General features: G+C 34.2%; 28 protein-coding genes. 16 read left to right on the top strand and 12 right to left on the bottom strand.

The annotated features are described in order from the left end of the window. The first annotated feature begins 91 nt into the window (after nt 1-91). Nucleotides 92-712, top strand: coding sequence for a hypothetical protein (locus OZP08_RS00550; RefSeq protein ID WP_268847806.1), 621 nt, complete (start codon nt 92-94; stop codon nt 710-712). 212 nt (nt 713-924) lie between these two features. Here the strand turns inward: OZP08_RS00550 and OZP08_RS00545 are convergent, their stop codons facing one another. The 4 genes from OZP08_RS00545 to OZP08_RS00530 all read right to left on the bottom strand — a co-directional run bounded on the left by OZP08_RS00545 (nt 925) and on the right by OZP08_RS00530 (nt 5193). Next, nucleotides 925-1827: an energy transducer TonB gene (locus tag OZP08_RS00545; protein WP_268847805.1), complete on the bottom strand. Its 903-nt coding sequence runs from the start codon at nt 1825-1827 to the stop codon at nt 925-927. 136 nt (nt 1828-1963) lie between these two features. Beyond that, nucleotides 1964-3190, bottom strand: coding sequence for a Glu/Leu/Phe/Val dehydrogenase dimerization domain-containing protein (locus tag OZP08_RS00540; protein WP_268847804.1), 1227 nt, complete (start codon nt 3188-3190; stop codon nt 1964-1966). Between the two features lie 164 nt (nt 3191-3354). Then, on the bottom strand, nt 3355-3930 hold the full coding sequence (locus OZP08_RS00535; RefSeq protein ID WP_268847803.1) for a chalcone isomerase family protein: 576 nt from the start codon (nt 3928-3930) through the stop codon (nt 3355-3357). Between the two features lie 195 nt (nt 3931-4125). Then, the gene (locus OZP08_RS00530) at nt 4126-5193 is read right to left on the bottom strand and encodes an anhydro-N-acetylmuramic acid kinase (protein WP_268847802.1); all 1068 of its coding nucleotides are present in this window, start codon (nt 5191-5193) and stop codon (nt 4126-4128) included. 210 nt (nt 5194-5403) lie between these two features. Here OZP08_RS00530 and OZP08_RS00525 point away from each other — a divergent pair, with 210 nt between their 5' ends. Beyond that, nucleotides 5404-6543 carry an acyl-CoA dehydrogenase family protein gene (locus tag OZP08_RS00525; protein ID WP_268847801.1) on the top strand — a complete coding sequence of 380 codons (1140 nt, stop codon included), beginning with the start codon at nt 5404-5406 and terminating at the stop codon, nt 6541-6543. A 122-nt stretch (nt 6544-6665) separates the two neighbouring features. On the opposite strand, the gene OZP08_RS00520 is transcribed toward OZP08_RS00525, so the two are convergent. After that, entirely contained in the window at nt 6666-8978 is a 2313-nt protein-coding gene (locus OZP08_RS00520) for a glycosyl hydrolase family 95 catalytic domain-containing protein (RefSeq protein WP_281322726.1), read from the bottom strand. Between the two features lie 456 nt (nt 8979-9434). On the opposite strand from OZP08_RS00520, the gene OZP08_RS00515 reads away from it, so the two are divergent. From OZP08_RS00515 to OZP08_RS00475, 9 genes are all read left to right on the top strand, one after another. Then, the gene (locus OZP08_RS00515; protein ID WP_268847797.1) at nt 9435-10112 is read left to right on the top strand and encodes a Crp/Fnr family transcriptional regulator; all 678 of its coding nucleotides are present in this window, start codon (nt 9435-9437) and stop codon (nt 10110-10112) included. 87 nt (nt 10113-10199) lie between these two features. Then, nucleotides 10200-10622 carry a DM13 domain-containing protein gene (locus OZP08_RS00510; protein WP_268847796.1) on the top strand — a complete coding sequence of 141 codons (423 nt, stop codon included), beginning with the start codon at nt 10200-10202 and terminating at the stop codon, nt 10620-10622. 2 nt (nt 10623-10624) lie between these two features. Next, nucleotides 10625-11524, top strand: a complete 900-nt coding sequence (locus OZP08_RS00505) for a hypothetical protein (protein WP_268847795.1) — start codon at nt 10625-10627, stop codon at nt 11522-11524. A gap of 20 nt (nt 11525-11544) precedes the next feature. After that, nucleotides 11545-12006, top strand: coding sequence for a YHS domain-containing (seleno)protein (locus OZP08_RS00500; RefSeq protein ID WP_268847794.1), 462 nt, complete (start codon nt 11545-11547; stop codon nt 12004-12006). Between the two features lie 6 nt (nt 12007-12012). Then, on the top strand, nt 12013-12402 hold the full coding sequence (locus OZP08_RS00495) for a DoxX family protein (protein ID WP_281322725.1): 390 nt from the start codon (nt 12013-12015) through the stop codon (nt 12400-12402). Between the two features lies 1 nt (nt 12403). Next, entirely contained in the window at nt 12404-12892 is a 489-nt protein-coding gene (locus OZP08_RS00490; RefSeq protein WP_281322724.1) for a DinB family protein, read from the top strand. Then, nucleotides 12880-13590, top strand: a complete 711-nt coding sequence (locus tag OZP08_RS00485; protein ID WP_281322723.1) for an NRDE family protein — start codon at nt 12880-12882, stop codon at nt 13588-13590. The genes OZP08_RS00490 and OZP08_RS00485 overlap by 13 nt, the downstream gene beginning before the upstream one ends. A 66-nt stretch (nt 13591-13656) precedes the next feature. Beyond that, a complete protein-coding gene (locus OZP08_RS00480; RefSeq protein ID WP_281322722.1) occupies nt 13657-14691 on the top strand; it encodes an ATP-grasp domain-containing protein in 1035 nt (344 codons plus the stop codon). A gap of 5 nt (nt 14692-14696) precedes the next feature. Continuing rightward, on the top strand, nt 14697-15335 hold the full coding sequence (locus OZP08_RS00475; protein WP_268847789.1) for a hypothetical protein: 639 nt from the start codon (nt 14697-14699) through the stop codon (nt 15333-15335). Nucleotides 15336-15340: 5 nt separating this feature from the next. On the opposite strand, the gene OZP08_RS00470 is transcribed toward OZP08_RS00475, so the two are convergent. Further along, a complete protein-coding gene (locus OZP08_RS00470) occupies nt 15341-15910 on the bottom strand; it encodes a GNAT family acetyltransferase (RefSeq protein WP_268847788.1) in 570 nt (189 codons plus the stop codon). A gap of 173 nt (nt 15911-16083) precedes the next feature. On the opposite strand from OZP08_RS00470, the gene OZP08_RS00465 reads away from it, so the two are divergent. The 4 genes from OZP08_RS00465 to OZP08_RS00450 are packed head-to-tail and all read left to right on the top strand — an operon-like array spanning nt 16084 to nt 18859. After that, nucleotides 16084-16761 carry an SDR family NAD(P)-dependent oxidoreductase gene (locus OZP08_RS00465; protein ID WP_268847787.1) on the top strand — a complete coding sequence of 226 codons (678 nt, stop codon included), beginning with the start codon at nt 16084-16086 and terminating at the stop codon, nt 16759-16761. 26 nt (nt 16762-16787) lie between these two features. Continuing rightward, nucleotides 16788-17147: a four helix bundle protein gene (locus OZP08_RS00460; protein WP_268847786.1), complete on the top strand. Its 360-nt coding sequence runs from the start codon at nt 16788-16790 to the stop codon at nt 17145-17147. Nucleotides 17148-17167: 20 nt separating this feature from the next. After that, nucleotides 17168-17767, top strand: a complete 600-nt coding sequence (locus tag OZP08_RS00455; RefSeq protein WP_281322721.1) for a SprT-like domain-containing protein — start codon at nt 17168-17170, stop codon at nt 17765-17767. A 36-nt stretch (nt 17768-17803) separates the two neighbouring features. Next, a complete protein-coding gene (locus tag OZP08_RS00450; protein ID WP_268847784.1) occupies nt 17804-18859 on the top strand; it encodes a mannose-1-phosphate guanylyltransferase in 1056 nt (351 codons plus the stop codon). A 76-nt stretch (nt 18860-18935) separates the two neighbouring features. Here the strand turns inward: OZP08_RS00450 and OZP08_RS00445 are convergent, their stop codons facing one another. From OZP08_RS00445 to OZP08_RS00425, 5 genes are all read right to left on the bottom strand, one after another. Next, entirely contained in the window at nt 18936-19697 is a 762-nt protein-coding gene (locus OZP08_RS00445; protein ID WP_268847783.1) for an ABC transporter ATP-binding protein, read from the bottom strand. Continuing rightward, nucleotides 19694-20443 carry an MlaE family ABC transporter permease gene (locus OZP08_RS00440; protein ID WP_268847782.1) on the bottom strand — a complete coding sequence of 250 codons (750 nt, stop codon included), beginning with the start codon at nt 20441-20443 and terminating at the stop codon, nt 19694-19696. The genes OZP08_RS00445 and OZP08_RS00440 overlap by 4 nt, the downstream gene beginning before the upstream one ends. 68 nt (nt 20444-20511) lie before the next feature. Next, complete coding sequence (locus OZP08_RS00435; protein ID WP_268847781.1) at nt 20512-21360, bottom strand: glycosyltransferase family 2 protein; 849 nt, start codon at nt 21358-21360, stop codon at nt 20512-20514. A gap of 99 nt (nt 21361-21459) precedes the next feature. Continuing rightward, a complete protein-coding gene (locus OZP08_RS00430; protein ID WP_268847780.1) occupies nt 21460-21987 on the bottom strand; it encodes a methyltransferase domain-containing protein in 528 nt (175 codons plus the stop codon). A 358-nt stretch (nt 21988-22345) separates the two neighbouring features. Further along, on the bottom strand, nt 22346-23404 hold the full coding sequence (locus tag OZP08_RS00425; protein ID WP_281322720.1) for a 3-oxoacyl-ACP synthase III family protein: 1059 nt from the start codon (nt 23402-23404) through the stop codon (nt 22346-22348). A gap of 303 nt (nt 23405-23707) precedes the next feature. Here OZP08_RS00425 and OZP08_RS00420 point away from each other — a divergent pair, with 303 nt between their 5' ends. Continuing rightward, nucleotides 23708-23887, top strand: coding sequence for a hypothetical protein (locus OZP08_RS00420; protein WP_281322719.1), 180 nt, complete (start codon nt 23708-23710; stop codon nt 23885-23887). A gap of 61 nt (nt 23888-23948) precedes the next feature. Here OZP08_RS00420 and gcvP read toward each other — a convergent pair whose 3' ends face one another. Beyond that, entirely contained in the window at nt 23949-26798 is a 2850-nt protein-coding gene (gene gcvP, locus OZP08_RS00415; protein ID WP_268847779.1) for an aminomethyl-transferring glycine dehydrogenase, read from the bottom strand. Nucleotides 26799-26924: the final 126 nt, after the last annotated feature.

Here is a 26924-nt window from a genome sequence, read left to right as displayed (position 1 = left end):
AAAAAAGGGCTACTTTAGATTATCTGGAGTAGCCCTTTTTTATGTGGTGGTTTAAAAATCGTAACTTAGTATTTAATTACACTTTACGATTATGAGAGTTTTGTTTGTTTTACTACTTCTCTTGATAGTACAATCGTGTGCTACGAAAAAAGATATTAATAAACGGTTGCTGCCGGAAGGAATAAAATCGGTAACCGAAGAAAAATATGTTGTCGTAAATAATCAGAAAAAACTTTTGTATAAAAAAGAGATGGTCTTTACTGGGAATGGCCGTATCAAATACTCTAAAACGGTTGATTCAGCAGGTAGTCTATTGCAGGAGACAGAAAAAAGATTGTGGTTTGTAGTAGAATCATATCCAGACAGAGAGCCATATTACTGTAAAACACGTTGGAAACCTAAACAACGTGAACGTATTAGTTGTTATACTAAAAAGCAATACAAACAAAACGAAAGCATTTATCATTATAATACAGATGGAACTATTGATAGAATAACAGATAATTTTTCAACTTTCTATACTCAGTATTTCTATTATGTGAATAAAGAGCTCTCCAGAATTGTTATCAAGGACAAAAATGATATGCTTATTGACGAAGTTTTGATAAACTGTGTAGCCAAAGATGAAAAAGGTGCTTGTTTAAAAGAGATTAGAAGTTCAGCTATAGCTAATAATAAAGAAGAAATTCTCTTTTTCCCGAAATACGATTAAGTTATAGTATTGAGATGCGATCGTAATTGCGGATAGTTATTAAGGAAAAGCTGTTTTGAAAAATTAAATTCGTAAACTAGCCCCGATGGAAGTGGAAATCTCCTGATTTAGAAAAACAAGGTTTTGCCGTAGTTTTTCTAAATCGGGAATTGTAGCGTACAGCGGGACTACTGTTGATGAATTGCAAAAAAGGAGTGCTCCTAATTATTGTTTTAATTCAAATTGAAATTATAAACAATCTTGCCAATTTGTTTTTCGGGAGCGTCATTACTGGCATCCCATCTGGTATTCATGGCTGCAATTCGGGCTTGATCCAATAGGCATTTTGCAGTATTGGTTGTGCCTTTGATTCCTGCAACGGCGTTGATGGTATTTCCGTTTCTATCTACAGAGACTTCAACGACCACTTTGCCGGATTCGTTACAAGTGTATTTTGGGGCAGGTTTGGAGAGTGCTTTTCTATTACCAAGCGAATAACCAGATCCACCTCCTGTGCCGCCTCCAGAGCCGCCTCCGCTTCCTGGGCCGTAACCACTACCATTACCAATGCCGTTTCCAGTTCCATTTCCGCCGCCTGTACCACCACCAGAACCGCCTGTGCCATAATAGCCAGTCGCAGTTAAACTTCCGTTGGATTTTCCTTTGTTGCCCGCAGTTTTATCATCACCGTCGCCGCCTTTGTTGGAACCTTTTAGAATGTTGGCTAAAGCATCATTGGTAGAATTCGAAACTTTTGGTTTTACCACTTCAGGTTTTGGAGTTTCTTTGACAACAACTTCCGTTTTTTTAGTTTTTTCTTTTGTTGGTATAACTACACTTTCTTCTGTGGCATTTTCTTGAGATAAAATGGCTTCGTCTGGAGTGCTTTTAGTTGGAGTTTGTTTGACTTGATTCTGAACATTCAAAACTTCACTTTGCATATTTTTTCCCGATCCTAAATCACTATCGCCAAAGTTTAAAGTAACACCGCCACCGCCACCGCCACTGCCAACAATTTCTTCGAGATTAGCTGGAGGCCAAAAACGAATGAAAAACAACAGCAATAGTAATGCTGCATAAATGAGTATAGATAGGGCTAATGATTTCTTTTGATCGTTGGAAAGTGTAGAACTCATTGTGGAAATTGAATTAAAAAAAGTGTACTTATAAAAACGTTGAAATGTACTAAAAATTGTCAAGACAAAAAAACACGGATCAAACAGTTTTAAAGCTGCTTAATCCGTGTTAGGTATTTTGAATGAATTGTGTTTTTTATGTCAATTGCTTTAAGGCAATCTCAAATGCTGTAGCACTAATGTTTGTTTTAGAATTGTTTAATTCGTGTGCTTTTGCAATGGCTTTTTTGATAGTGACAGAAGTGTCATTAAAAATGGCTTCGTCAGTCATTTGTACTTTCTTTTCCATGAAGTAAGCAAAAACTCTTGCCATTCCGCAGTTCGAGATGAAATCAGGAATCAAGCTTACTTTACGATCTACTTCTTCCATGATTGAACCAAAGAAAATTTCTTTGTCAGCAAAAGGAACGTTAGCTCCGCATGAAATTACTTCCAATCCATTGGCAATTAAGCTATCAATTTGGCTTTGAGCCACTAATCTTGATGCGGCACAAGGAGTGAAGATTTCGGCACCAATTGTCCAGATTTTTTCATTGATTTCCTCAAAAGGAATCATGTTATCGGCAACCAATTTATTTCCGTCTTTGGCAAGGAATAAAGCTTTTATTTCTTCAAAAGAAAAACCTTCTTCGTTGATTAATCCACCATCTCTATCAATAATTCCAATGATTTTTGCTCCCATTTCGGCTAAGTAAAAAGCGGCAGCAGAACCTACATTTCCAAAACCTTGAACAATGGCTTTCTTTCCTTTTACAGAACCACCATAAATATCATAGAAATGACGTACTGCTTCGGCAACACCATAACCGGTAATCATATCAGCAACGGTATATTTTCTGTTTACGTCTGGAGAGAATGTTGGGTTTTCGATAACTTTAATTACACCTTGGCGCAATTGTCCAATTCTATTGATTTTATCAGCTTCGGTAGGTTTGAAGTGTCCGTTAAATACACCCTCTTGCGGATGCCAAACACCACATTCTTCAGTCATTGGGATTACTTCGTGAATTTCATCAACATTTAAATCACCACCTGTACCGTAATAACTTTTTAATAAAGGGGAAACCGCTTTGTACCAACGTTGTAAAACGCCTTTTTTTCGCGGATCATTAGGATCAAAATTTATTCCAGATTTAGCACCACCAATTGCAGGTCCAGAAACTGAAAATTTTACCTCCATCGTTTTAGCCAATGATAAAACCTCATTCATGTCAAGTCCTTTTCTCATTCGGGTTCCACCACCTGCGGCACCACCACGTAGAGAGTTAATCACAGTCCAGCCTTCGGCTTCCGTTTCAGAATCTTTCCAGTTGAAAATGATTTCCGGGGCTTTGTTTTCAAATTTTTTCAGTAAATCTTTCATATTTTTGTGATATGTTTATTTTTTACAAATATAAAAAAAGGATTTATGCAGAATATGTATTTGTTGTTTTTTTTGTTTTATCTCATTTATTCATAAAAAAAGTGCTTTTATATCGACCAATGATATAAAAGCACTTTGAGCTTTTTAGCTTTTTTAGAACGGTATTATAATCCCAATAAACTATTTTTTAAATCTTCATCTGCTGGTTTGTCTGATAACCAAATCCCGAATAAAGCTTTCTTAAATTCAAATCCTTCGATTTTTCCTTTAAGCTCATGGTTTTTTGTTACCCACACCGATTTGTCACTTGGATTGTATGTTAATTCAAAAACATCTCCTCTTGTGATTTCGTCAGATAGATAGGTTTTTAATAATTCGATTTTAGGTCGTAAAGAGGCTAAATTGTCACCTGCTGATTTTTCAAAGCCAGCATTCATTGCGCGGGTTAATTTTCCTGAAGAAACTAAGGCGGATGTTACTTCAATTCGAATTGACATTTCTAAATTATCGTTAATAATTTCTTTTGGATTTTGAGAAAGTTGACTCAAATACAATGCTTGGATGTATACCTCAACCCACATCTTTGATCTAGATCCAGCGCCATTAAGTTGTAAGGTTTTGTTTTGGAATGTAATTGTTCTTGGTATAGTTACTCCTTCAAAAACGATTTGTTTTTGAGCATTTGCTTCAGAGAATAGTGCAGTAATAACAAGTGTTATTACTAATAGCATTTTTTTCATAACATTGGGGCTTTATTAATTTGGCGCAAAAATAATGCTAATTCATCATAAATGACAGATTTAAGTCTGTTTATTTTCACTAACAACGTAAAATACAGTCTAGTTGCAGTTTATTTGGCGTAAAATGTAAAATTCTAGTAAATAAACGCTTACGTTTTGTTTGTTGAAATAGTTGATGAGGTGATTTTTTTGCAATTATAAAGGATAAATAACGCCAGAACAATGGTCATATTGTGCACCGGTCACACTTTGAAGTACATTAATTTCTTCTCGAAGTTTTAATACTCCAAGTAAAGCAAAAATTAAAGCTTCTTTGAATTCTAAAATGGTATTAGAAGGAATAATGATCTCCATTTCGGGCAAATGAAATTGAATGCGTTCGATGAGAAAATCATTGTATGCTCCACCACCTGTAATTAATAAAGTTCCTTTTTTATTAGGTAAGGCTAATGCTATTTGTAAAGCTATGTGCTCTGTAAAAGTGTTTAATTTGTCTTCAATAGAGATTGGGAAATTCTCTATCATGGGTAAGATTGTAGTTTTAACAAATTCAAAACCTAATGATTTAGGATGTTTCTTTTGATAAAAATCTAAAGAATTTAATTGATTCAATAAAATCTCGTTGCAGTTACCGGTTCGGGTAATTTGTCCTTTGTTGTCATAATCAAACCCCAATTGATTGGCATAGAAATTAAGAACTGTATTTACAGGAGAAATGTCAAAAGCAATTCGTTTGTTGTTTTCTTCGAACGAAACATTCGAAAATCCTCCAAGATTCATACAATAATTATATTCTGAAAACAGGATGCGATCTCCAATAGGCACTAACGGAGCACCTTGACCACCCAGTTGAACATCTTGTACTCTAAAATCACAAACGACTGTTTGTTGAGTCAATTTTGAAATTTCGGGTAAGTTTCCAATTTGTAATGTAAAACCATTTTGAGGCTGATGCAAAATAGTATGTCCGTGAGAACATACGGCATCTAGATTTTCTATTTTATGTTTTTTGATGAAATCAGAAATAATAGAGGCGAGTAGTACTGTGTATTCTTTGTTTAACTGTTGAAGTTCTATTTCAGAATAACCGACTGCAGTTTTTAATTTGTCAATCCATTTTTTACTATAACCAATGGTTTCGCTTTCGAGAATTTCAAAAGTCCAATTATGATTGTGTATGGTAAATTTTATATGGGATAAATCTACGCCATCAAGCGAAGTTCCAGACATCACTCCGATAACGTTATAGTTTTCTGATTTCATGAGATAAATTTACAGATCAAAATTAATAAATTCACAATAAAAAAGTATCTTTGACTGATTTTTTTAAATATAAACAGAGTTAATTCTAAAAAAGTAAAACAATCATCAAGGAATAATCAGAAAATACAGTCTAAAAGAAATTGCGATATTTTCTGTATTTAGATATTTTTTTTATTAAAAACACAAACATACTAATTTAAAACAAGGTTTATGGACTTTAATTTAACAGAAGAGCAATTAATGATTCAACAAGCAGCTAGAGATTTTGCTCAAACTGAATTGTTAGAAGGGGTGATTGAAAGAGATGAACATTCAAAATTTCCGGCAGAGCAAGTCAAAAAAATGGCAGAGCTTGGATTTTTAGGAATGATGGTAGACCCAAAATATGGCGGTTCGGGATTAGATAGTGTTTCATACGTTCTGGCCATGACAGAGATTGCAAAAGTTGATGCTTCGGCTGCAGTTATTATGTCTGTAAATAACTCTCTGGTTTGTGCCGGAATAGAAAAATATTGTAATGAGGAACAAAAAATGAAATATTTAGTTCCGCTTGCAAAAGGTGAAGTAATTGGAGCATTTTGTTTGTCAGAACCAGAAGCAGGATCTGATGCGACTTCACAAAAAACAACTGCTATAGATAAAGGAGATCACTATCTATTGAATGGTACCAAAAACTGGATTACCAATGGATCAACTGCATCAACTTATATAGTGATTGCTCAAACTGATGCTGAAAAAGGTCATAAAGGAATCAATGCTTTTATTGTAGAAAAAGGATGGGCTGGTTTTGACATTGGACCAAAAGAAAAGAAAATGGGAATTCGCGGTTCTGATACTCATTCTTTATTATTTAATGATGTAAAAGTGCCTAAAGAAAATAGAATTGGAGCTGATGGTTTTGGATTCAATTTTGCGATGTCAGTATTAAACGGAGGACGTATTGGTATTGCTTCTCAAGCTTTAGGAATTGCAACGGGAGCTTACGAATTGGCTTTGAAATATTCACAAGAGCGTAAAGCTTTTGGTAAAGAAATCTTCAAACATCAAGCAATTGCTTTCAAATTAGCCGATATGGCAACTCAAATTAGCGCAGCAAAATTATTATGTTTTAATGCAGCTTTTCAAAAAGATGCAGGAATGGATATTTCTCAATCTGGAGCAATGGCCAAATTATTTGCTTCTCAAACTGCAATGGATACTACTATTGAAGCCGTACAAATTCACGGAGGAAATGGATATGTTGCAGAATACCATGTAGAGCGTATGATGCGTGATGCAAAAATCACTCAAATTTATGAAGGAACTTCGGAAATTCAACGTATTGTAATTTCTAGAACATTGGTTTCTTAATGAAAATATAGATCTGGATAAAATATCCGAGTATTATCAAAAAAGCCCTTTCAGAGTCTGGTACTCCGAAAGGGCTTTTAAATTAAAAGAGATTTAGGATGATTGTTTTTTTATTGAAATGATTAAAAAGTGGCTTCTAACTTTTGTCCCTTATTGAGCTTTACTTCGTATATATTTCCAATCTTTTTTATTTTGCTAAGGTTCCATTTGGGAGATTTCCCCTGAAAATTATCCTGTATTCGTACTGTTCCGGTTTTGTTTGCTACGATACTAAACCAAACCGTTTGGTTGTTTTTTCGTGTTGCCGAAACGGTATATCCTCCCTCGGCTCTTAAATCAGTAAAAGAGGCATTGGCCCATTTTTTGGGTGTGGCAGGAAACAAACGGAGTATGCCAGTGTTGATTTTTCCCGCTGTGGGACTCCAACTTTGTAATAACATTTCGTGAACCGCTTGCGAGGCTAGAAAATTTCCTTCTAATGTAAATGGACGATACGTAAAATTAGAATAGCCACTTTTGGTTTGATCTCCATTGACATGAAAACCGTTGCGCAACACAAAGGCTTTGACGAAAATATCTAGATTCTTAACTGCTTCTTCAGCATTTCCTACTCTTGCTTGCATGCAACTCATCCATGAAAAAGTATATCCACACCATTCACTAGTTCCTTTTGTTTCCCAATTTTTTAAACTGGCAGTTATGATTTTTTCATCGGTTACTCCACCTTCTTTTGTAGTCAGATTAAAAGGGTATAGTCCAATAATATTAGAGAGATGTCTATGGCTTTCTGGTAATTCAGTTACAGCATCAATTAATAAGGTGCCATCAGGTTTGGTGTGGAAATCTCCTAATGCTGCTGCGGCTTTTGACCATTTTTCAGCCTCAGTAAATTTTTTGCTGGCAATTGCCATTTCATTCAAAGAGAGGAATAACATTTTCAGACACATCAAATCGTAATTGCTGTTAGGTTGCAGCCAGGCTTTAGGGCTGTCATCAAAGATTTCCGGAGATGAAGATAACGGTAGTTTTAATATTCCTTTTTTATCAGGCTTGAGTAATCCCAACATGCATTCGCCCACGCCAGAGCACCAAGGATAAGCTTTCTCGTTTAGAAAATTGTCATCAGCAGTGTAAAGCCAGTGTAAGTAAAAAAGATGTGCACTCCAAGCACTCATGGTAGGGGACAAGCTGTATTGACCCCATCCTCCCAATGGTTGACCGGAATAGGACATCACTCCTGGGCAAGCTAAACCATCAATCTGATAAAAATCTCTGGCAAAATCCTTAAAAACCTGACGGCGATTCCATAAATAATTGATGTATGAACTCCCTTCGCTAAAACGGCCAGATTCCTGATAACCCATATAGATCATTTGAGAGTTGAGATCATTATGATAATCACCTTTCCAAGGAGGTAGCGAACCATTGTCTGCAGTCCATACACCTTGAAGAGGCATTGGTGGGGAATCAATCCGAGAAGCAGAACCATAAAAATACTGTGCCAAATTGTATTGCATTTGTACAGCTTCATCGGGAATACTAACACTAGATTTTGTCCAGAACTGCTTCCACCATTGTTTGTGTTTATTTAAAATTAGGGCATAATCCTTGTTTAAAGCGTTTTCACATCTCGTTTTCGCCAGTGAAAGAAAATCTGGGCTATCGTTGGTAGAAGTGATGGTTATCGCTAGAAGTGTATTGTTCTTAAGTTGTTTTGATTGTGCGTAGACGCAATATTTTAGTCCATTCGCAGCTTCTTGGGTATACCATTGTGCAGTCTTTGAGCTTCCTTTTACAGCTTCTGGATAGCCTAATTTCTCCATAGTGCCACCGCTTGAAGGTCCAGCTTGAACCTTACTATTTTTTCGAAACACATCCATAGTACTTAATAGATGGAGAGCATTCACACTCATTCCGTTTATAGAAAGTAATATAACGGGTTCTGTGGCACTGTAAATAACTTTAATATTCGAATTGGATTGGAAATTGGCAATTCCTTCGGCGGAAGCCAAATTTAATTCGAAATTTTTAACGATTTCTGTAGCAGGTAATTGTATTTCTACACGACCTGCGGGTAGTTTTGTAGGCGTCACGCCATCATAGGGAATATTCCACCAGTCATTTACTAATTCGGGTTTATTTTGATTGATAAATTCTACTCCTTTTTTGTATGTATTTTTTTTCCACCAGTTAGGTTCGCCATTGATTCTTTCGTCCCATAAATCCCCTCGATCCAGTGATAATCTAATGATGTTATTTTCACCCCACAAAAGACCACCCATTAACCCGTTGCCTAATGGGATAGCCTCATCCCAATTATTGATGGGGGCTTGCAATACAAGTTTATTTACAGGAAGTTCAGGGCTACTGTTTCTTTGGCTGAAAATAGAATGAAATGATATGGTGGTGATTAAAAGAAGTACTATTTGTCTCATTTTTTTATGATTTTTTTCTTTTTCATTCTTTTTAAACAATCTAAAAGGAGTAGTTAAGAGGCAAAAAAAGCTCGAACCATTTTTTTTTTGATTATTACTTTCTAAGGGCAATAGTATCACGAAACTATGGATTATATTTTTAGTAAACAATAAAAATACCAGAAATTGTGTTCGAACACATTTTTGAGATGATAAATTATTTTTTATTGTAAAGTATTGATTATTTAGTAATTGCGATCATCGAATTAATTGAAAGTCATTTTAGCAAGAATTGCTCTGATTTATGAGAGAATATTTGTGATTCTACACACTATAAATTCAATAATGGTAATCGCATAACTAAATTTGTCCTTTGAAGAATAGTATATATCTATACTTGGATTTCCAATTTTCTGGGTAGAACCCTTTTTTTTAATACAGCTTTACTTAATTTTACATAAGCTAATAACAAACTCAATGTACGACGAATTAAAATATTGGTACCTACGGGATCACAAATTATTTTGGACATTAAGCATGTCGCAAATCAAACAATTGTGCATCGTCACAGGATTTAAAAAAGCCAATAAAGGTGAAATTATTTATTTCTCTAATTCGGATGTACCAAGGATTTTTCTTTTAAAAAAAGGAAGTATCAAGATTGTTGCTGTAGATGAAGAAGGGAACGAGACTATTAAAGACATTATTCAAAAAGGAGATCTCTTTGGGGAATTGACACTTGAGAATGATACTCAATCTAATGAATATGCTAAAGTGCTCTCGGATGATGTAGTTATTTGCAGTTTCCTAATGTCTGATTTTGAAAATTTATTACTTCAGAACCCTAGCTTAGCCTTATCATATACCAAGTTCGTGGGGTTGAAAATGAAGCGAATCAAGAATAGTTATGCCAATCTAATTTCTAAAGATGCCAAAACCAGATTGTATCAATTTCTAAAAGATTGGGCCGAGAGGGAAGGCAAACGCATCGACAATAAAGTGGTTATTGAAAATTATCTGACCCAAAATGATATTGCTCAGATTATTTGTACCTCCAGACAAACAGCCACTCAATTGCTGAACGAGATGGAAACCAAAGACTTATTGGTTTACAATCGTAAAGAAATAATTATTACAGATATTACAAAACTATAATTTTTAAACTATTTTGATCGAACTGTAAAATAGCCGACAATTACCATTTTCATATAGATTTACCTTTGGTTTATAAAAAAAATCAATATGAAAAATAAATTTTTGCTACTCACCTTTTTGGGATTGCTTTATTCTTGCGAGCAAGAAGGTAGTCTTACAGGTGATGTCCCTTCGGCTATGATTGATGAACAAACATCTATGCTTAAAAAGCAAGGTGTTTTCGCTCCCACTTCCAGTATAACGGTTAATGGAGGTGTGAAAATTTTTTCTGAAAATAGTGAATACAAATTAAGATTAGTAGATTTTAGTATTTCTAACGGACCAGATTTGAAAGTGTATTTATCAAAATCAAATACACCAACAGAGTTTGTCAATTTAGGAAATTTGAATGCTTCGACCGTATATGTTCTTCCGAAAGGGATAGATTTAAAACAATATCCATTTGTTCTTATCCATTGTCAGCAATACAATCATTTGTTTGCAGTTGCTGAATTAACTCCAAATGAATAATGATGAAGAAGATATTTTTAGTCAGTAGTGCGTTTTTGATTTCGGTCTTTGCTTTTGGGCAGGGTTGTAGCGATGCAGGGATTTGTTCCATCGGGAATGGTTTTCACCCAACAGCAAAAGAGTTGAAAAACAATATAGAAGTTGCGGCCATTTTTGGTGCAGGAGAATCGGATGTGAAATATTTTTCTCCTTTTGTTTCTTATACACGACAGTTTAATGAAAAATTTGCATTGAGTACAAAGATTACTTTTTCTAGTGCAACTGGAAGTTTTGGTACACGAGCAGCATTTGGCGATGCTTTTTTGATTGGGAAATATACTTTTCCAGAGAAGAACAAGAAACAATGGAGCACATTATTTGGGTGGAAATTCCCATTTACATCCTCTAATTTGAAGATTAACGGTTATTCGCTTCCGTTAGATTATCAATCAAGTTTGGGAACATTTGATTTGCTTTTGGGAACTAATTTTAAATACAGTCAATGGGATTTTAATGTTGCAGTTCAAATTCCGGTTTTTAATATTAACAAAAATTCCTATTTCAAAGAATATTCGGGGACAGATGATTTTCCAACAACTAATTTATTCCAACGAAAATCGGACGCTTTGTTTAGAACAACATATACATTAAACACAAAAAATCAAAAATTTAGTTTCAAACCCAATGTCTTATTTATTTATCATCTTGGCGAAGATAGTTTTGAAAATATTTATGGCATAAGAGAAAATTATGTAGGCTCAGAAGGGTTGACTATAAACGGAAATCTGATAAGCACTTATAATCTTAACAAACAACAAAGTATAGAAGTTTCTGTTGCGACTCCTTTTGTTGTCAGGGATATTAGACCAGACGGATTGACTAGAAGTTTTGTCTTGGCACTTCAATATAAAATTTTGTTTTAATACTAATACTTATAAATATTATGAAAAAGATACTTTTAACTTTAATCATCGCATTGGTAACAATGTCGATTTCGGCTCAAACGGTTTCTAAAAGAACAGCTGAATTTAATTTAGAAAAAAAAGTAGCCATTCAAGGTTATGATCCCGTAGCTTACTTTAAACAAGGAAAAGCTCTAAAAGGCAAGAAAGAACTAATCGCAACTTATGAAGGAGTAACATATCAATTTTCATCGGTTGCAAACAAAGATCTTTTTGTGAAAAATGCTGCGTCTTACGAGCCACAATACGGTGGTTGGTGTGCTTACGCGATGGGAAGTTCAGGAGAAAAAGTCGAAATCAATCCTGAGACATTCAAAATTATAGACGGGAAACTGTTTTTGTTCTATAATGCTTTTTTCAACAATACCTTAAAAAGTTGGAATAAAGATGAGGTTAGCTTGAAAGCAAAAGCGGATGCAAATTGGAAAAAAATCTTAAAATAAGAAAACATGATGAAGTTAATTTTAATATGGGTATTTCGGCTAACGGCAGCAATCATTTTGTTGCAAACGTTGTATTTTAAATTCACAGGTGCCGAAGAAAGTGTTTATATTTTTTCTACTTTAGGAATGGAACCGTATGGTAGAATTGGTTCTGGAGTAGTCGAGCTGATTGCTGCTGTTTTAATCCTGATTCCTCGAACTACTTTATTAGGTGCTTTAATAGGAGCAGGAGTTATGCTTGGAGCTATTTTTTCGCATCTTTTTGTATTAGGAATTAATGTACAAAATGATGGAGGGGAGTTGTTTATTTTAGCAATAATTACTTTTCTTTGTTGTATTGCATTGATTTATTGGAATAAAAGTAAAATAAAAACTATTTTAAAACTAAAACTATAATATGCTAATTCCATCTATAAATAATAGTTTAGACGAGTTGGTTGATTTGTTAAATCAATTGTCTGAAAAAGAATATTCAAAATCTTGTTATGAATTGAGCGGTGCAAGCATAGGAGAACATACTCGGCATATAGTTGAAATGTTTCAATGTCTGAATCAGAATTATGATTCAGGAACTGTGAATTATGATAAAAGAGAGCGAAACGTATTGATTCAAACAAATACTGATTTTGCTATTCAAAAGATTTTTGATGTCAAAAACAGTATTCAGAAAGAAAATAAAGAACTCGAATTGGAACAAATGATTGATGGAACAGCCATCAAGATTCAAAGTAATTATTACAGAGAATTGCTATATAATCTAGAGCATTGCATCCATCATCAAGCATTAATTAAAGTGGCAATTTTAAAATTTGAAAACGTAGCAGTTCATGAAAATTTTGGAGTAGCCCGTTCTACAGTCGAATACAGAAAACAATGTGTACAGTAAGTTTTGTTAGCACTAATGATAAAATTATCATTACCTCAAATCGTGATGAAAAAGTAATCCGACCTGATGCAATTCCGCCTCAGAATTACACCTTGAACGGGAAAAATATAATTTATCCCAAAGATCCCAAAGCAGGTGGAACTTGGTATGTTGTTGATGAAAATGGTACTGTTTTGGTCTTGCTCAATGGAGCCGCTGAAAAGCATCAATTAGAATTGCCTTATCGAAAAAGTAGAGGTTTGATTGTTCTTGATATGATTGGTAGTGTTTCGCCAAAAGAGTTTTGGAACGAAATTGATTTAGAGAGGATAGAACCCTTTACTTTAGTACTATTTCAGGATAAACAGCTTTATCAATTGCGTTGGAACGGAGCCGAAAAATCAAAGGTAAGTTTAGAAACTGATAAAAATTATGTTTGGTCTTCATCAACCTTGTATTCAAAGGAGATTAGAGAACAACGTTCGAAATGGTTCTATGCTTTCTTAGATTCCAATCCAGAAATTACAGAAGACAAGATGCTACATTTTCATCGTTATACCGAAGCTGATAATAACGAACATGGTTTGGTTATAAATAGAAACAATGAATTGAAAACATTGAGTATTACACAAACAGTCATTGAAAAAAACAAAGTAATGATTCATCATCTGGATTTGATTGCATCCAAAAAATATTCAAAAACATTTATTTCTATTTAATTGTAGGCATTCTGAATTTCAATTACCGAAATAAAATCCAATAAAAATTAATCTTAAATACAACTCTTGAAACTATTCTTTCACAAATTGACCCATTGGGAATACTGGCCTTTTCAGATGGTATATGTACCTATATATTTTCTTTGGGCCTATTATTCGATAAAAGCCAAATCTATTTTTTTCTTTAGTGCTTCCAACCCGACCATCAAAAATGGAGGCTTTATTATGGATAGTAAAAAACAAATTTATAATTTGATTCCACAACAGTATTATCCAAAAACAGAACTGGTAAAAGTCGGAACTACTATTGATGAAATAAATAAAATACTTGAAAATTCAGGGATTAAATATCCTTTTATTGCCAAACCAGATATTGGTTTGCGAGGTTCTGCTGTGAAAAAAATAGAAACTCCAGCTGATTTAAAGCAGTATATAGATAAAGCAGATTTTGATTTTATTGTACAAGATTTGATTCCGTATGAAAATGAGGTTGGTATTTTTTATGTTCGATATCCACACGAAAAGGAAGGACGAATTACAGGTATTGTAGCAAAGGAATTTTTAATCATTACCGGAAATGGCGTAGCAACTATTGAAGAATTAATAAAAGAAAATGCTAGATACGAACTACAGTTAAAAGCGCTAAAAAAAGAATACGGAAATAAGTTACTGAAAGTTTTGCCTATGGGCGAAAAAATAAATCTCGTACCGTACGGGAATCACGCTCGTGGGGCTAAATTTCTAGACGGGAGCCATAGGATAACACCAGAACTTACAGCTTCCTTCAATGAAATGTGTCTGCAAATACCAGGTTTTCACTTTGGGAGATTAGATATTATGTATGATACGTTTGAAGCATTAGAGCAAGGGAAAAATTTCTCTGTTGTAGAATTGAATGGTGCTGCGAGTGAACCAACACATATTTATGACCCTAGGCATAGTTTGTTTTTTGCATGGAAGGAACTTGCCCGACACATTACATACATGTATGAGATAAGCGCGGCCAATCATCAAATGGGGTTCCCTTATTTGACACACAAAGCAGGAATGAAAGAATACCGTTTGCATCAAAAGCAAAGCCGTAGAATCGTTAGTTTTTAAATAAAATGAAAGCTCTTAAAAATATAATAGTTGGATTTATTGTGAGCTTTGTAGGATCTCTACCTCTTGGATATTTGAATATTATAGGAGTTGAGGTCTTCTCTAAATTTGGATTAAATTCCTTGGTTTCTTATTTGTTGGGGGTGATTGTTATTGAAGCAATTGTAATTTATTTTACAGTGATTTTTGCAAACCAACTAATGGATAACAAGAAATTAATGAAGTGCATTGATTTTTTTGCTGTGTTTTTCCTTTTGTTATTAGCCTACTTGTTTTATGCTCATTCTAATCAAACGGTAGAAGAGCATAATTACTTAGAGGATTATGTTCAGTATTCTCCTTTTTTAATCGGAATGGTATTGTGCGGATTGAATTTTCTTCAAATACCGTTTTGGATGGCTTGGAATTTGTATTTAATGAATGCCAATCATATATCACTGAAGCATAAACTTAAGTTCCATTATATTTTTGGCACTTTAGTGGGTACATTTTTCGGGATGCTGGCAGTAATAGTTTTATTAGATTCTTTATCCCAAAACACAATTCCTTTTTCAAAATACATTGTACCAATAGGTATTCCGTTGTTTTTTGTAGTCTTGGCTATCGTCCAAACTTTTAAAGTCTATAAAAAATATCTTCGCTAGATTATTTATTGAACCGGCTGATTCATATCATAAGCCAAAACGAAATAGTTATTATTGTTGAATTGGAAATCGCCAATAACAGACCATTTCAATTTTTCAATATGTGCCTTTTGAGAAGGAATATTGGTTTTGTTGATGAAAGTAATGCTTACTGGAAAACGTTTCATAAGATGAATTCGCATAAATTCAAAGAAAGGATTAATTAAGCCTTTACCTCTGTATTTTTTGTCTATGCAAATAGGACCATATTGAAAAGTATTAGTATCAGTAAGATTAAAATCTTTGAATGAAAGCCCAGGAAGCATAGGAGTCATGTGATTAAAAATAGCCCACTGACTGAAATAGTTCCAGCTTGCTGCAAAAATATAAGCGATTATTTTATTGTCGTCTTTGGCAATAAACAAACCTTCTTGACTAATTACCTCTTGAAGTTGCTCAACAGAAAAAGGGGTTGTAACAAATCCGGATGACTTTTCTTCCTCAGTCATATTCGATACCAAATAAATATCCTGTAATGCCAGTACACCTTCTATGTCTGTATTTTTTGCTACTTCAAATTGTATGTTATCAATCATCTTTTTTAAATTCTGAGTTGGTATATTTCTTTGCAAAAATAAATAAAATAAAGTAGCCACGTTTTTTTATATTGTCATAAATCCGTTTATTTAAAATAGTGCCTCTTTTGTTGGTTTTGTTTATTTTTGCTACATGAAATCGCTAGGATTTCACAATTAAATATTATCCTTGAATGAAAAATATAATTATTACAGGAACAAGTAGGGGAATAGGATTTGAATTGGCTTTGCAATTTGCGAATGCAGGACATAAAGTGCTTGCATTATCCAGAAAAACACACCACGATTTGGTTTCTCATGAAAATATTACTTGTCTTTCGGTTGATTTGTCTAACGAAATAGAGCTGGATCAAGTAAACGATTTTCTTTCCAGCACTTGGAAAAAAGTAGATGCTATTATTCATAATGCGGGAAGTTTGTTATTAAGACCTTTTTCGGAAACGACACAGCATGATTTCGAAAATATATATAAAGTAAATGTTTTTGGAGTAGCTAATCTTACTCGTGTTTGTTTACCTTATTTGCAAAAAGGCAGTCACGTAGTAACAATTAGTTCTATGGGCGGTATTCAAGGAAGCCTCAAATTTGCAGGATTGGCAGCTTATAGTTCTAGTAAAGGAGCTGTAATTACTTTATCTGAATTATTAGCTGAAGAATATAAAGAGCAAGGAATTTCTTTTAATGTTTTGGCCTTGGGCTCTGTTCAGACCGAAATGCTGCAAGAAGCATTTCCAGGTTATCAAGCACCACTTTCGGCTAGTGAAATGGCCAATTATATTTATGAATTTACCCTTACGGGAAATAAATACTTTAACGGTAAAGTGCTGCAAGTTTCTTCTACGAACCCATAGAAATTATGAATTGTGAGTTATGAATTATGAATGAAAGCATTATTAAGAATAAAAGTTTTGAGTTAGCAAAAAGAGGCGTTGATTTTTATAAATATTTGATTTCTGAAAAGAAAGAATTTGTAATGAGTAAACAATTTTTACGTTCTGTAACTTCAGTGGGAGCAAATGTTCGTGAAGCTATAAATGCTCAAAGTAAGGCTGATTTTATTCATAAATTATCGATCTCACAGAAAGAATGCGATGAAACTATGTATTGGCTTGAGCTTTTGAAAGAAACAGATTATATTTCAGAAATTGAATTTAATTCCATTCATCAACAAAGTAACGAGGTTCTAAAAATAATAAGAAGCATAATAATAACTTCAAAAAAAACTCTTAACTCATAATTTATAACTCATAATCAATTTTGCCAGAAACTCTTTTAAAATATTTGCCGGAACATGCCGTAAAGCCAGTTTTTGATCTGATTGTTACGCATCAGGTGCACCTTAAAATTGTCAATGAAAGACAAACACGTCATGGGGATTATAGAAAAGGGATGAATGGGAAGCATGAAATTACGGTTAATTCGAGTCTCAATAAATACAAGTTTTTAATTACGCTAATTCATGAAATATCGCATTTAGTTGCTTTCGAAAAATTTGGAAGAAATATAAAACCGCATGGTGGGGAATGGAAACATTCTTTTCAGAGAATGATGGTGCCTTTTATTAGGCCAGAGATTTTCCCGAATGATTTGCTGCCTTTGTTAGCTAGGCATTTCAGAAATCCTACGGCAAGCAGCGATACCGATGCAACATTAGCATTGGCACTAAAACAGTATGACAAACCAAATGATAAAAATTTTATCTTTGAAATACCATATGGAGGAATTTTTAGAATTCCTAACGGAAAGATTTTTAAAAAAATTGCCATACGAACCAAACGTTACGAATGCTTAGAAGTAAGCACTGGGCGTTTGTATTTATTTAACCCAAATGCTGAGGTAGAACTATTGCCTGGGTAAAAATGTTCATTATAGAGTGAACTAAAGAAAATTAAAATGAACAAAAATTATTACGCAATATTGATGGCAGGCGGAATCGGTTCTCGATTTTGGCCAGTAAGTACGAGAGAATTTCCAAAGCAGTTTCATGATATGTTGGGTTCAGGTGAAACCTTAATTCAAAAAACATTTAGTAGACTATCACAAATTATTCCGAAAGAGAATATCTTGATTCTGACTCATGAGAGCTACAATGATTTGATTCTGGAACAATTGCCATTGGTCAAACAAGATCAAATTGTTTTAGAACCAGCTATGAGGAATACAGCGGCTTGTATTTTATATGCATCATTAAAGATTAAAAAAATAAATCCAAATGCAGTAATGGTTGTTGCGCCAAGTGATCATTGGATCGAGGATGAGATGCAGTTTGTGGCCAACTTACAGCGCTCTTTTGATTTATGCGAAAGGGAAGAAACCTTGATGACATTAGGGATTTTACCAACAGCTCCTAATACAGGCTATGGTTATATCGAATTTGATAAATTAGATAGTCGTTCTATTAAAAAAGTGGTTCAGTTTAGAGAGAAACCAGACTTTAAAACCGCAAGGCGATTTATTCAAAGCAGAAATTATTTATGGAATGCCGGAATTTTTATTTGGAGTGTGCAATCAATTTTGAAGGCTTTTGAAGAATTTCAGCCAGATATGTATGCTCTTTTTATGAAAGGGTATGAGGTATATAATTCAGATAAAGAAAATGCTTTTATTCAAGAAAATTATCCTAAAGCGACCAATATTTCTATAGATTATGCCATAATGGAAAACGCTAAAAATGTGTATGTACTTCCTGCTACTTTTGATTGGAATGACTTAGGAACATGGGGAGCATTGCATGAAAAACTACCAAAAGATGATAATAATAATGCGGTAGTAAATGCAACGGTATTACTACAAAATGCATCAAACAACATGATTAGAACTGCCATAGGAAAACAAGTAATTGTTGATGGTCTAGATGATTATATCATTGTAGATAAGGACTCGATTTTGTTGATTTATCCAAAAAGTAAAGAACAGGAAATAAAGGGTATCGTTTCTCAGTTACAATAGTTAGAGGAACTTATTATAAAAGAAAAAGGTAGAAATGTTTTTAAAACAATTTCTACCTTTTTCTTTTTTTTGAAGATTACCCTTTTAAATAAGCTTCTCTAACTTTCTTGAACAAATTGGATGAATAAACAAATTCTACAATTGCTTCGTTGTCGGTTAGGAAAACATCTTGATTGGTTCCTTCCCAAGCTTTAAGACCATTTTTAAGAAATACAATTTTATCTCCAATCTCCATTACAGAGTTCATGTCATGGGTGTTTACTACCGTAGTAATGTTGTATTCCTCTGTAATCTCTTTGATAAGATTATCAATCAATATGGCAGTATTAGGGTCTAATCCAGAATTAGGTTCATCACAAAATAAATATTTTGGATTGTTTACAATGGCACGTGCAATAGCAACCCTTTTTTGCATACCACCAGAAATCTCCGAAGGCATTTTTTTATGGGCTCCAATAAGATTTACTCTTTTTAAAACGAAATCAACTCTTTTTTGAATTTTATCGTTACTATCGTTGGTAAACATTTTCAGCGGGAAACCCACGTTTTCGGCAACAGTCATACTGTCAAAAAGAGCACTGCCTTGAAAAAGCATTCCAATTTCGGTACGTATTTCCCTTTTCTCGTCTGCGTTTAATTCGGAGTAGATTCGGCCGTCAAACGAAATAGTTCCTGCTTCTGGGGAATGAATTCCTAGTAATGATTTTAATAAAACCGTTTTTCCTGATCCACTCTGACCAATAATTAAATTGGTTTTTCCAGCCTCAAAAACAGCAGAAACCCCTTTAAGGATTTTGACACCGCCAAATGATTTTTCTATGTTTTTTATTTCGATCATTTAGTTAAAAGTAATTGGGTTAATACGTAATTCATCAAAATGATAGTCACAGATGTCCAAACAAATGCAACAGTACTGGCTTTACCAACTTCAAGTGCTCCACCTTTCATATAATAGCCATGGAAGGAAGGTATGGTAGCCAAGAACATTCCGAATATAAAAGTCTTTAGAAAAGCATAAAATATATGAAAAGTATTAAAATCTCTTTGTAATCCATCGATAAAGTCAATATCAGCTCCAAAACCACCATATACAGTAGCTACATATCCGCCAAAAATTCCCAAAAACATACTAATACCAACCAAAAATGGATAGATCATTAAAGCAATTATTTTGGGAAAAACTAAGTAATTTAAAGAGTTAACTCCCATAACTTCAAGAGCATCGATTTGCTCGGTAACTCTCATAGATCCGATACTTGATGTAATGAAAGAACCCATTTTCCCAGCCATAATAATAGACATAAAAGTTGGGGCAAATTCTAAAATCATAGATTGTCTTGTAGCAAATCCGATGAGGTATTTAGGTATAAAGGAATTGGTTAGGTTTAAAGCCGTTTGGATGGCAACAACTCCACCAACAAAGAAAGATATGAAGGCAACAATTCCCAAGGAATCGATAATTAAATCTTCTACTTCTTTGAAGATTAAACCTTTCATAACAGACCATTTTGTTGGTTTGTTAAAAATTTCTTTCCACATTAAAAAATATTTTCCGATCTGGGATGTATAGCGAATGAGCATCATAGTGATATAGAATATGGGCTAAATTACAAACTTGTTATGAGTTATAAGTTATGGGTTAATATTTTTCATTAGAAAAGTTTCTGTTTCATTTTTTGCAAACGGTAGTTTCGAATGAAACGAGCCTGCTCTTCTGTAACCAATAATGGTGTTTTGGCTTTTTTGGCTTTCCAAAATCCTTTAATGTAATCAAAGAACAGAAGTGGTTTCTTCTTCATCATTGCTAGTTTTGCCGATGCAATTGCTGTAATCCAAAAACCATATCCAAGGGTGTAAAAAGCTTCTCCTTGTTTATAGCGTGCAGTTTTGTTATAACTGGCACCTGTTGGTTTAAGGTGTTTTACATGCAGTGAGGTATCGGTAACGACTTTCCAATTGTAGTATTTGCAAAGCAATTCGTCAACCGTATCCCAACCCATTGCCGGTTTTAAGCCACCAATTTGTTGAAATGTTTCTTTACGATACGCTTTCAATGCACCACGAATGTGATCTTTGTCAGTTAAGTTTTCCAGAATCCAGTCTCCATTTTTTTCGATATAACAAAATCCACCAGCCATACCGATTCTTGAATCCGATTTAAAATGATTGATTATAGTTTCAAAATAATTGGGAGGAAAAATTAAATCTCCGTCTAATTTTACAATAACATCATAATCATTATCTAAAGTCTCAAAACCTTTATGAAAGGCTTGAATTACCTTGCTTCCTGGTAAATGAATTGTCTCGGATGTTTTATTGACTAAGGTAATAAACGGATTGTCTTTGGCGAAAGCCAAAACAATTTCGGCAGTTTTATCCGTAGAATTATCATTGACAACCACAACTTTTTTTGGCAAAACAGTTTGCGATACCAAGGATTGCAAAGTCAAAGCGATAAAAGCTTCTTCGTTATAAGCAGGTATTACGATGTAGTAGTTCATTTAAAAATTTTTAGATTTTAGATTTTTAGATTTTAGATCAACGATTTGTTTTAAAGCGTTAGTTAAAATTCAAAAATCAGAAACCATTAATCAGCAATCTTAATTCTTGATTTTCTCTGCGTAAACAATATAATATCGAGGAGTGAAAAATCGCAAAAACGGACGAAATCCAATTTTTTTAACAGGATGGGTAAATTTTTCCCTGTCGATGATTTTCCAACCTGTTTTTTCTAATAACCAGTCTAATTGCCAATCTTCAAATTCGTGGTAATGTCTATCCCACATATCAGTTTTACTGCGGTAGGCAGATGAAAACCAAAGTCGCAAAGGAATTGATATTAATAGTTTATCTGATTGTATTTCGTTTAGAATAGTGTACGGATTGAGTAAATGTTCGAAAATTTCAAAAGCAGTAACAACATCTTGCTTGCCTTCTGAAAAAACACTTTGATTCACGTCTAAATCTTCTCCAGTAGTATTCTTTACAGTGAAACCTTCTTTCTTCATGATTGCAGAAAAGGGATTTTCTACACCCAAATCTAATATGGTTTCAGAGGTTGAGATATGCTTTTTTAAAAATTCTAAAGTATGTTTGAATCTTTTATTTGGAAATGTTTTTTCGTACATGTTTTTTTATTTTAACTATCGCGTTCGCTTTAGAGTTTGCAAATATAAAGATTCTGTTTCTTATACGGTTTGTAATTTCAAATTTGTAGAAAGTAAATACATGCTTTTTTTACCGCAAATTCGCAAATTTTTAGTCACTTTTCGGATGATTTATCAGTTCTTAAAGGAATTGAAAGACATTGTCTTTTACAATTCAGAAATTCTAATTTTGAAAAATATAAATTGGCGAATTTGCGGTCATCTTTTTGCTCAAAAATATCTTATTCAGATTTGGGTTTGTTGGTATTTTGTTTCCAAAAAGAAAGCCCACTTCCATAAAAAAGAAAGCAGGCTTCAAAAAAACATACAGGGGGTATTCTTAATATCGATAAACAAAGGCATTGATATTCATTCCTGCCCCTACAGAAGCAAATATAACTACATCACCTTTATTGATTTCCTGATCTTTAATTTCTCCTCGAATAAGTAGATCATAAAGAGTAGGAACCGTAGCCACACTGCTATTTCCTAGCTCATGTATGCTCATAGGCATAATGTTTTTTGGAGGGGTTTGATCGTATAATTTATAAAAACGATGAATTATGGCTTCATCCATTTTTTCGTTGGCTTGATGAATAAGGATTTTTTTGACCTCGCCAATGGCAATGCCACTTTGGTCTAAACAGCTTTTCATGGCTGCTGGAACTTGACTTAAGGCAAATTCGTAAATTTTGCGACCGTACATTTTGATGTACTTGGTGTCTGGATTTAATTCTGGATTGTATGATTTTCCGAAGAAAAGAAAGTTAGCCTCTTCTGCAGCATAAGTGGCGCTTTCATAAGACAGCATTCCGGTTTCATCGTTTGATGCTTCAATAACTGAGGCACCAGCTCCATCAGAGTAAATCATAGAATCTCTATCGTGAGCATCGACTACACGAGATAAAGTTTCGCCACCTATAACAAGGCATTTTTTTGCCATACCCGATTTTATAAAAGCGTTGGCTTGTAATACGCCTTCTATCCAACCTGGACAGCCAAAAAGAATGTCATAGGCAACACATTTTGGGTTCTTTATCTGTAATTTATTTTTGACTCTTGTTGCTAAACTTGGAATAATATCAGATTGATTCGTTCCTTGCTTTACATCGCCAAAGTTATGGGCAAAAATAATATAATCTAGAGTTTCAGGATCTATGCCTGCATTTTCTATTGCTTTTTGAGATGCAAAAAAAGCCAGGTCCGAAGCGGTATAATGATCTTCGGCATACCTTCTTTTTTCGATTCCCGTAATCTTTTTGAATTTATTAACTACAACTTCATTTGGATATGCAAATGGAGAGCCATCTTCGTTCAAGAAAACATGTTCACTAAAATCGGTATTGCTAATTGTTCTTTCAGGAATATAACTTCCTATTCCAGTTATTTTTATTTTCATTTTTGATAATTTCCAGATGTATATGTCGGCTAAAGTAATTATAAAAAATGTATAAAAAACAAAATAATTACTATGCATGCATATAATTGTGTAATATTGAATTTATTGTAAATTTATTGAATATATCGCATTGGATATTGCTAAATGATAGACTTTATCTTTAATTTAATGAAAATAGCAAAGGCTGTGAGTATACTCTTAAATAAACTATTTTGTTTATTAAGGAATACATTTGTTAAATTGAAAAAGAGTAAAGCAGTTGTGTTTTTGTTTCGACTTTGATTCTCTGTTTTGAAAATAAAAATGGGTAAAATAGCCCTGATGGAAGCGGCATCTCCCGATTTAAAAAAAAAGGCTTTTGCCGTAGTTTTTGTTAATTGGGAATTACTTCGTCAGTTCGCTATCGCTCGTGTGCAGCGGACAGCAGGAGGAATTAGGATGAAAACTTGTAAAGGTTTGCTTCTTATTAATGCTTGTAAATGAAAAACCCTTTCAGTTTTTAGTTACTGAAAGGGTTTTTTCTATATTTTGAAATCTAAGATTCCTAGCTTTCCATGTAAGCCTCGATAGGTGCACAGCTACATACTAGATTTCTGTCTCCGTAAGCATCATCAGCTCTACGAACTGTAGGCCAGAATTTGTTTTCGGCGATGTAATCTAATGGGAAAGCTGCTTGCTCTCTGCTGTATGGGAAATCCCAAGTTTCAGCTGTAAGCATAGCTAATGTATGAGGAGAATTTTTCAATACGTTGTTGCTATCTTCTATAGATGCTGCTTCGATTTCTTTACGAATAGCAATCATAGCGTCACAAAAACGATCTAATTCTTCTAAGTTTTCACTTTCAGTAGGTTCAACCATTAAGGTTCCTGCTACTGGGAAAGAAACGGTTGGCGCGTGGAAACCATAATCCATTAAACGTTTAGCGATATCAGTAACTTCGATTCCTTTTTGTTTGAAAGGACGACATTCTAAGATCATTTCGTGAGCTGCACGACCCATTTCACCAGAATATAATGTATCGTAATGACCGTTTAATTTTTCTTTAAGGTAATTAGCGTTTAATATAGCACGTTCTGTAGATTCTTTTAAACCTTCAGCTCCAAGCATAGTGATGTAACCGTAAGAGATTAAACATACTAATGCAGATCCCCAAGGTGCTGCAGAAATACCTGTGATGGCATTATCTCCACCAGTAGGAATAACTGGGTTAGATGGCAAGAAAGGAACTAAGTGTTTCGCTACGCAAATTGGTCCAACACCTGGTCCACCACCACCGTGAGGGATTGCAAATGTTTTGTGAAGGTTCAAGTGACAAACGTCAGCTCCAATAGTTGCAGGGTTAGTTAAACCAACTTGTGCATTCATATTAGCTCCGTCCATGTATACTTGTCCACCGTTTTCGTGGATTAATTGTGTGATTTCGATGATAGCACTTTCGTAAACCCCGTGAGTAGATGGGTAAGTAACCATCAAACAAGATAGGTTATCTTTGTGAAGAATTGCTTTTTCACGTAAATCATCTACGTCTATATTTCCGTTTTCTAATGTTTTAGTTACGATTACTTTCATACCTGCCATAGCTGCAGAAGCTGGATTAGTTCCGTGAGCTGATGATGGAATTAAAGCAATGTTTCTGTGGTGATCTCCACGAGATTGGTGGTATGCGCGAATTACCATTAATCCTGCATATTCTCCTTGTGCACCTGAGTTAGGTTGTAAAGTTGTTCCTGCAAAACCAGTAATTACGTTTAATTGTTGTTCTAATTTAGACAACATTTCTTGGTATCCTTGTGCTTGATCTAATGGTGCAAATGGGTGAATGTTGTTCCAAAGTGCATTGCTTAATGGTAACATTTCAGAAGCTGCGTTCAGTTTCATTGTACAAGATCCCAAAGAAATCATAGAGTGGTTCAATGATAAATCTTTACGCTCCAACATTTTGATGTAACGCATCATTGCTGTCTCAGAGTGGAATTTGTTGAAAACATCATGTTGTAAGAAAGATGATGTTCTGTTTAATTCTTCTGGGAAATGATTAGTCTCTGATAAAGTCTCAATGTTTGTTGCTTGTTTTCCGTTTGCAGAAGCAAAAATACCAGCTATTTTATTGATGTCAGCAATACTTGTAGTTTCGTTCAAAGAGATAGAAACTGTATTTTCGTCTACGTAGTAAAAGTTTACTTCGTTTTGTTCAGCAATAGCACGAACTTTTTTAGCATCGGCTTTGATTACGATAGTATCAAAGAAAGCTGTATTGGTTTGTTGTAAACCTTGTTTCTCTAACTCGTTTGCTAATGTAACTGCCAAAGCATGTACTTTGTCAGCGATATACTGCAATCCTTTTGGACCATGGTATACAGCGTACATTCCGGCCATAACAGATAATAAAACCTGTGCAGTACAGATATTTGAAGTCGCTTTATCACGTTTAATGTGTTGTTCACGAGTTTGCAAAGCCATACGAAGTGCACGATTACCGTTAGTATCAATCGTTACCCCGATGATTCTTCCTGGCATAGAGCGTTTGAACTCTTCTTTGGTAGCAAAATAAGCAGCGTGTGGTCCACCATAACCTAACGGAATTCCGAAACGTTGTGTAGTTCCAACAACAACAGCAGCTCCCATTTCTCCTGGAGGAGTTAGTTTTGTTAAACTCAAAATATCAGCAGCTACAGCTACTTTAATTTCACTTGCAGCAGCTTTTGCGATGAATGAAGTATAGTCATTTACTTGACCATATTTTCCTGGATATTGAAGGATAGCACCAAAAAATTCTGTTGAAAAATCAAAGTTTTCGTGATTTCCAACAACCAATTCTATTCCGATAGGAGTAGAACGTGTCTCTAAAACTGATAACGTTTGTGGTAATATTTCTTCAGAAACGAAGAACTTATTAGAGTTGTTTTTCTTTTGGTCACGTGTTCTTACGTCAAATAATAATGCCATTGCTTCAGCAGCAGCTGTAGCTTCGTCAAGTAATGAAGCATTAGCGATTTCCATTCCGGTAAGTTCAACAACCATTGTTTGGAAATTCAAAATAGCTTCTAGACGTCCTTGAGCAATTTCGGCTTGGTAAGGCGTGTAAGCGGTATACCATCCTGGATTTTCAAAAATATTTCTTTGAATAACCGCTGGTACGATTGCTTGATTGTATCCTAATCCGATATAAGTTTGGAACATTTTGTTTTTGCTACCTAACTCAGCAATATGATTTGAATACTCATATTCTGTCATCGATGGATCTAATGCAAGTGGTGCTTTAAGGCGAATGTCATCTGGAAGTGTCTCATAAACAAGTTGTTCAATGGAGTCAACTCCTATGGTTTTTAACATGTGTTGTAAATCGGTTTCTCTAGGCCCGATGTGTCTTAAAGCAAAAGAATCTGTTTTCATGTGTAGTTAATGTTTTTTTTTAAGTCTAAAGGAAATGCCTGATTGTTTAATGAATCATAATATATTCGATCCAAAGTCTATCAGGACTATTTAGTGTAGAAATAAAAGCGTTGTTTTTTTTATGGC

This window comes from Flavobacterium aestivum (genome assembly GCF_026870175.2).
Lineage (GTDB): Bacteria > Bacteroidota > Bacteroidia > Flavobacteriales > Flavobacteriaceae > Flavobacterium > Flavobacterium aestivum.
Note: the sequence above shows the minus strand (reverse complement) of the source record. Positions and strands in the feature narration are given on the sequence as shown.

What these genes read in the sequence shown, in the direction of transcription:
- OZP08_RS00550 (WP_268847806.1), top strand. Translation starts at nt 92, where the DNA reads ATGAGAGTTTTGTTTGTTTTACTACTTCTCTTGATAGTACAATCGTGT.
- OZP08_RS00545 (WP_268847805.1), bottom strand. Translation starts at nt 1,827, where the DNA reads ATGAGTTCTACACTTTCCAACGATCAAAAGAAATCATTAGCCCTATCT.
- OZP08_RS00540 (WP_268847804.1), bottom strand. Translation starts at nt 3,190, where the DNA reads ATGAAAGATTTACTGAAAAAATTTGAAAACAAAGCCCCGGAAATCATT.
- OZP08_RS00535 (WP_268847803.1), bottom strand. Translation starts at nt 3,930, where the DNA reads ATGAAAAAAATGCTATTAGTAATAACACTTGTTATTACTGCACTATTC.
- OZP08_RS00530 (WP_268847802.1), bottom strand. Translation starts at nt 5,193, where the DNA reads ATGAAATCAGAAAACTATAACGTTATCGGAGTGATGTCTGGAACTTCG.
- OZP08_RS00525 (WP_268847801.1), top strand. Translation starts at nt 5,404, where the DNA reads ATGGACTTTAATTTAACAGAAGAGCAATTAATGATTCAACAAGCAGCT.
- OZP08_RS00520 (WP_281322726.1), bottom strand. Translation starts at nt 8,978, where the DNA reads ATGAGACAAATAGTACTTCTTTTAATCACCACCATATCATTTCATTCT.
- OZP08_RS00515 (WP_268847797.1), top strand. Translation starts at nt 9,435, where the DNA reads ATGTACGACGAATTAAAATATTGGTACCTACGGGATCACAAATTATTT.
- OZP08_RS00510 (WP_268847796.1), top strand. Translation starts at nt 10,200, where the DNA reads ATGAAAAATAAATTTTTGCTACTCACCTTTTTGGGATTGCTTTATTCT.
- OZP08_RS00505 (WP_268847795.1), top strand. Translation starts at nt 10,625, where the DNA reads ATGAAGAAGATATTTTTAGTCAGTAGTGCGTTTTTGATTTCGGTCTTT.
- OZP08_RS00500 (WP_268847794.1), top strand. Translation starts at nt 11,545, where the DNA reads ATGAAAAAGATACTTTTAACTTTAATCATCGCATTGGTAACAATGTCG.
- OZP08_RS00495 (WP_281322725.1), top strand. Translation starts at nt 12,013, where the DNA reads ATGATGAAGTTAATTTTAATATGGGTATTTCGGCTAACGGCAGCAATC.
- OZP08_RS00490 (WP_281322724.1), top strand. Translation starts at nt 12,404, where the DNA reads ATGCTAATTCCATCTATAAATAATAGTTTAGACGAGTTGGTTGATTTG.
- OZP08_RS00485 (WP_281322723.1), top strand. Translation starts at nt 12,880, where the DNA reads ATGTGTACAGTAAGTTTTGTTAGCACTAATGATAAAATTATCATTACC.
- OZP08_RS00475 (WP_268847789.1), top strand. Translation starts at nt 14,697, where the DNA reads ATGAAAGCTCTTAAAAATATAATAGTTGGATTTATTGTGAGCTTTGTA.
- OZP08_RS00470 (WP_268847788.1), bottom strand. Translation starts at nt 15,910, where the DNA reads ATGATTGATAACATACAATTTGAAGTAGCAAAAAATACAGACATAGAA.
- OZP08_RS00465 (WP_268847787.1), top strand. Translation starts at nt 16,084, where the DNA reads ATGAAAAATATAATTATTACAGGAACAAGTAGGGGAATAGGATTTGAA.
- OZP08_RS00460 (WP_268847786.1), top strand. Translation starts at nt 16,788, where the DNA reads ATGAATGAAAGCATTATTAAGAATAAAAGTTTTGAGTTAGCAAAAAGA.
- OZP08_RS00450 (WP_268847784.1), top strand. Translation starts at nt 17,804, where the DNA reads ATGAACAAAAATTATTACGCAATATTGATGGCAGGCGGAATCGGTTCT.
- OZP08_RS00445 (WP_268847783.1), bottom strand. Translation starts at nt 19,697, where the DNA reads ATGATCGAAATAAAAAACATAGAAAAATCATTTGGCGGTGTCAAAATC.
- OZP08_RS00440 (WP_268847782.1), bottom strand. Translation starts at nt 20,443, where the DNA reads ATGATGCTCATTCGCTATACATCCCAGATCGGAAAATATTTTTTAATG.
- OZP08_RS00435 (WP_268847781.1), bottom strand. Translation starts at nt 21,360, where the DNA reads ATGAACTACTACATCGTAATACCTGCTTATAACGAAGAAGCTTTTATC.
- OZP08_RS00430 (WP_268847780.1), bottom strand. Translation starts at nt 21,987, where the DNA reads ATGTACGAAAAAACATTTCCAAATAAAAGATTCAAACATACTTTAGAA.
- OZP08_RS00425 (WP_281322720.1), bottom strand. Translation starts at nt 23,404, where the DNA reads ATGAAAATAAAAATAACTGGAATAGGAAGTTATATTCCTGAAAGAACA.
- OZP08_RS00420 (WP_281322719.1), top strand. Translation starts at nt 23,708, where the DNA reads ATGGGTAAAATAGCCCTGATGGAAGCGGCATCTCCCGATTTAAAAAAA.
- gcvP (WP_268847779.1), bottom strand. Translation starts at nt 26,798, where the DNA reads ATGAAAACAGATTCTTTTGCTTTAAGACACATCGGGCCTAGAGAAACC.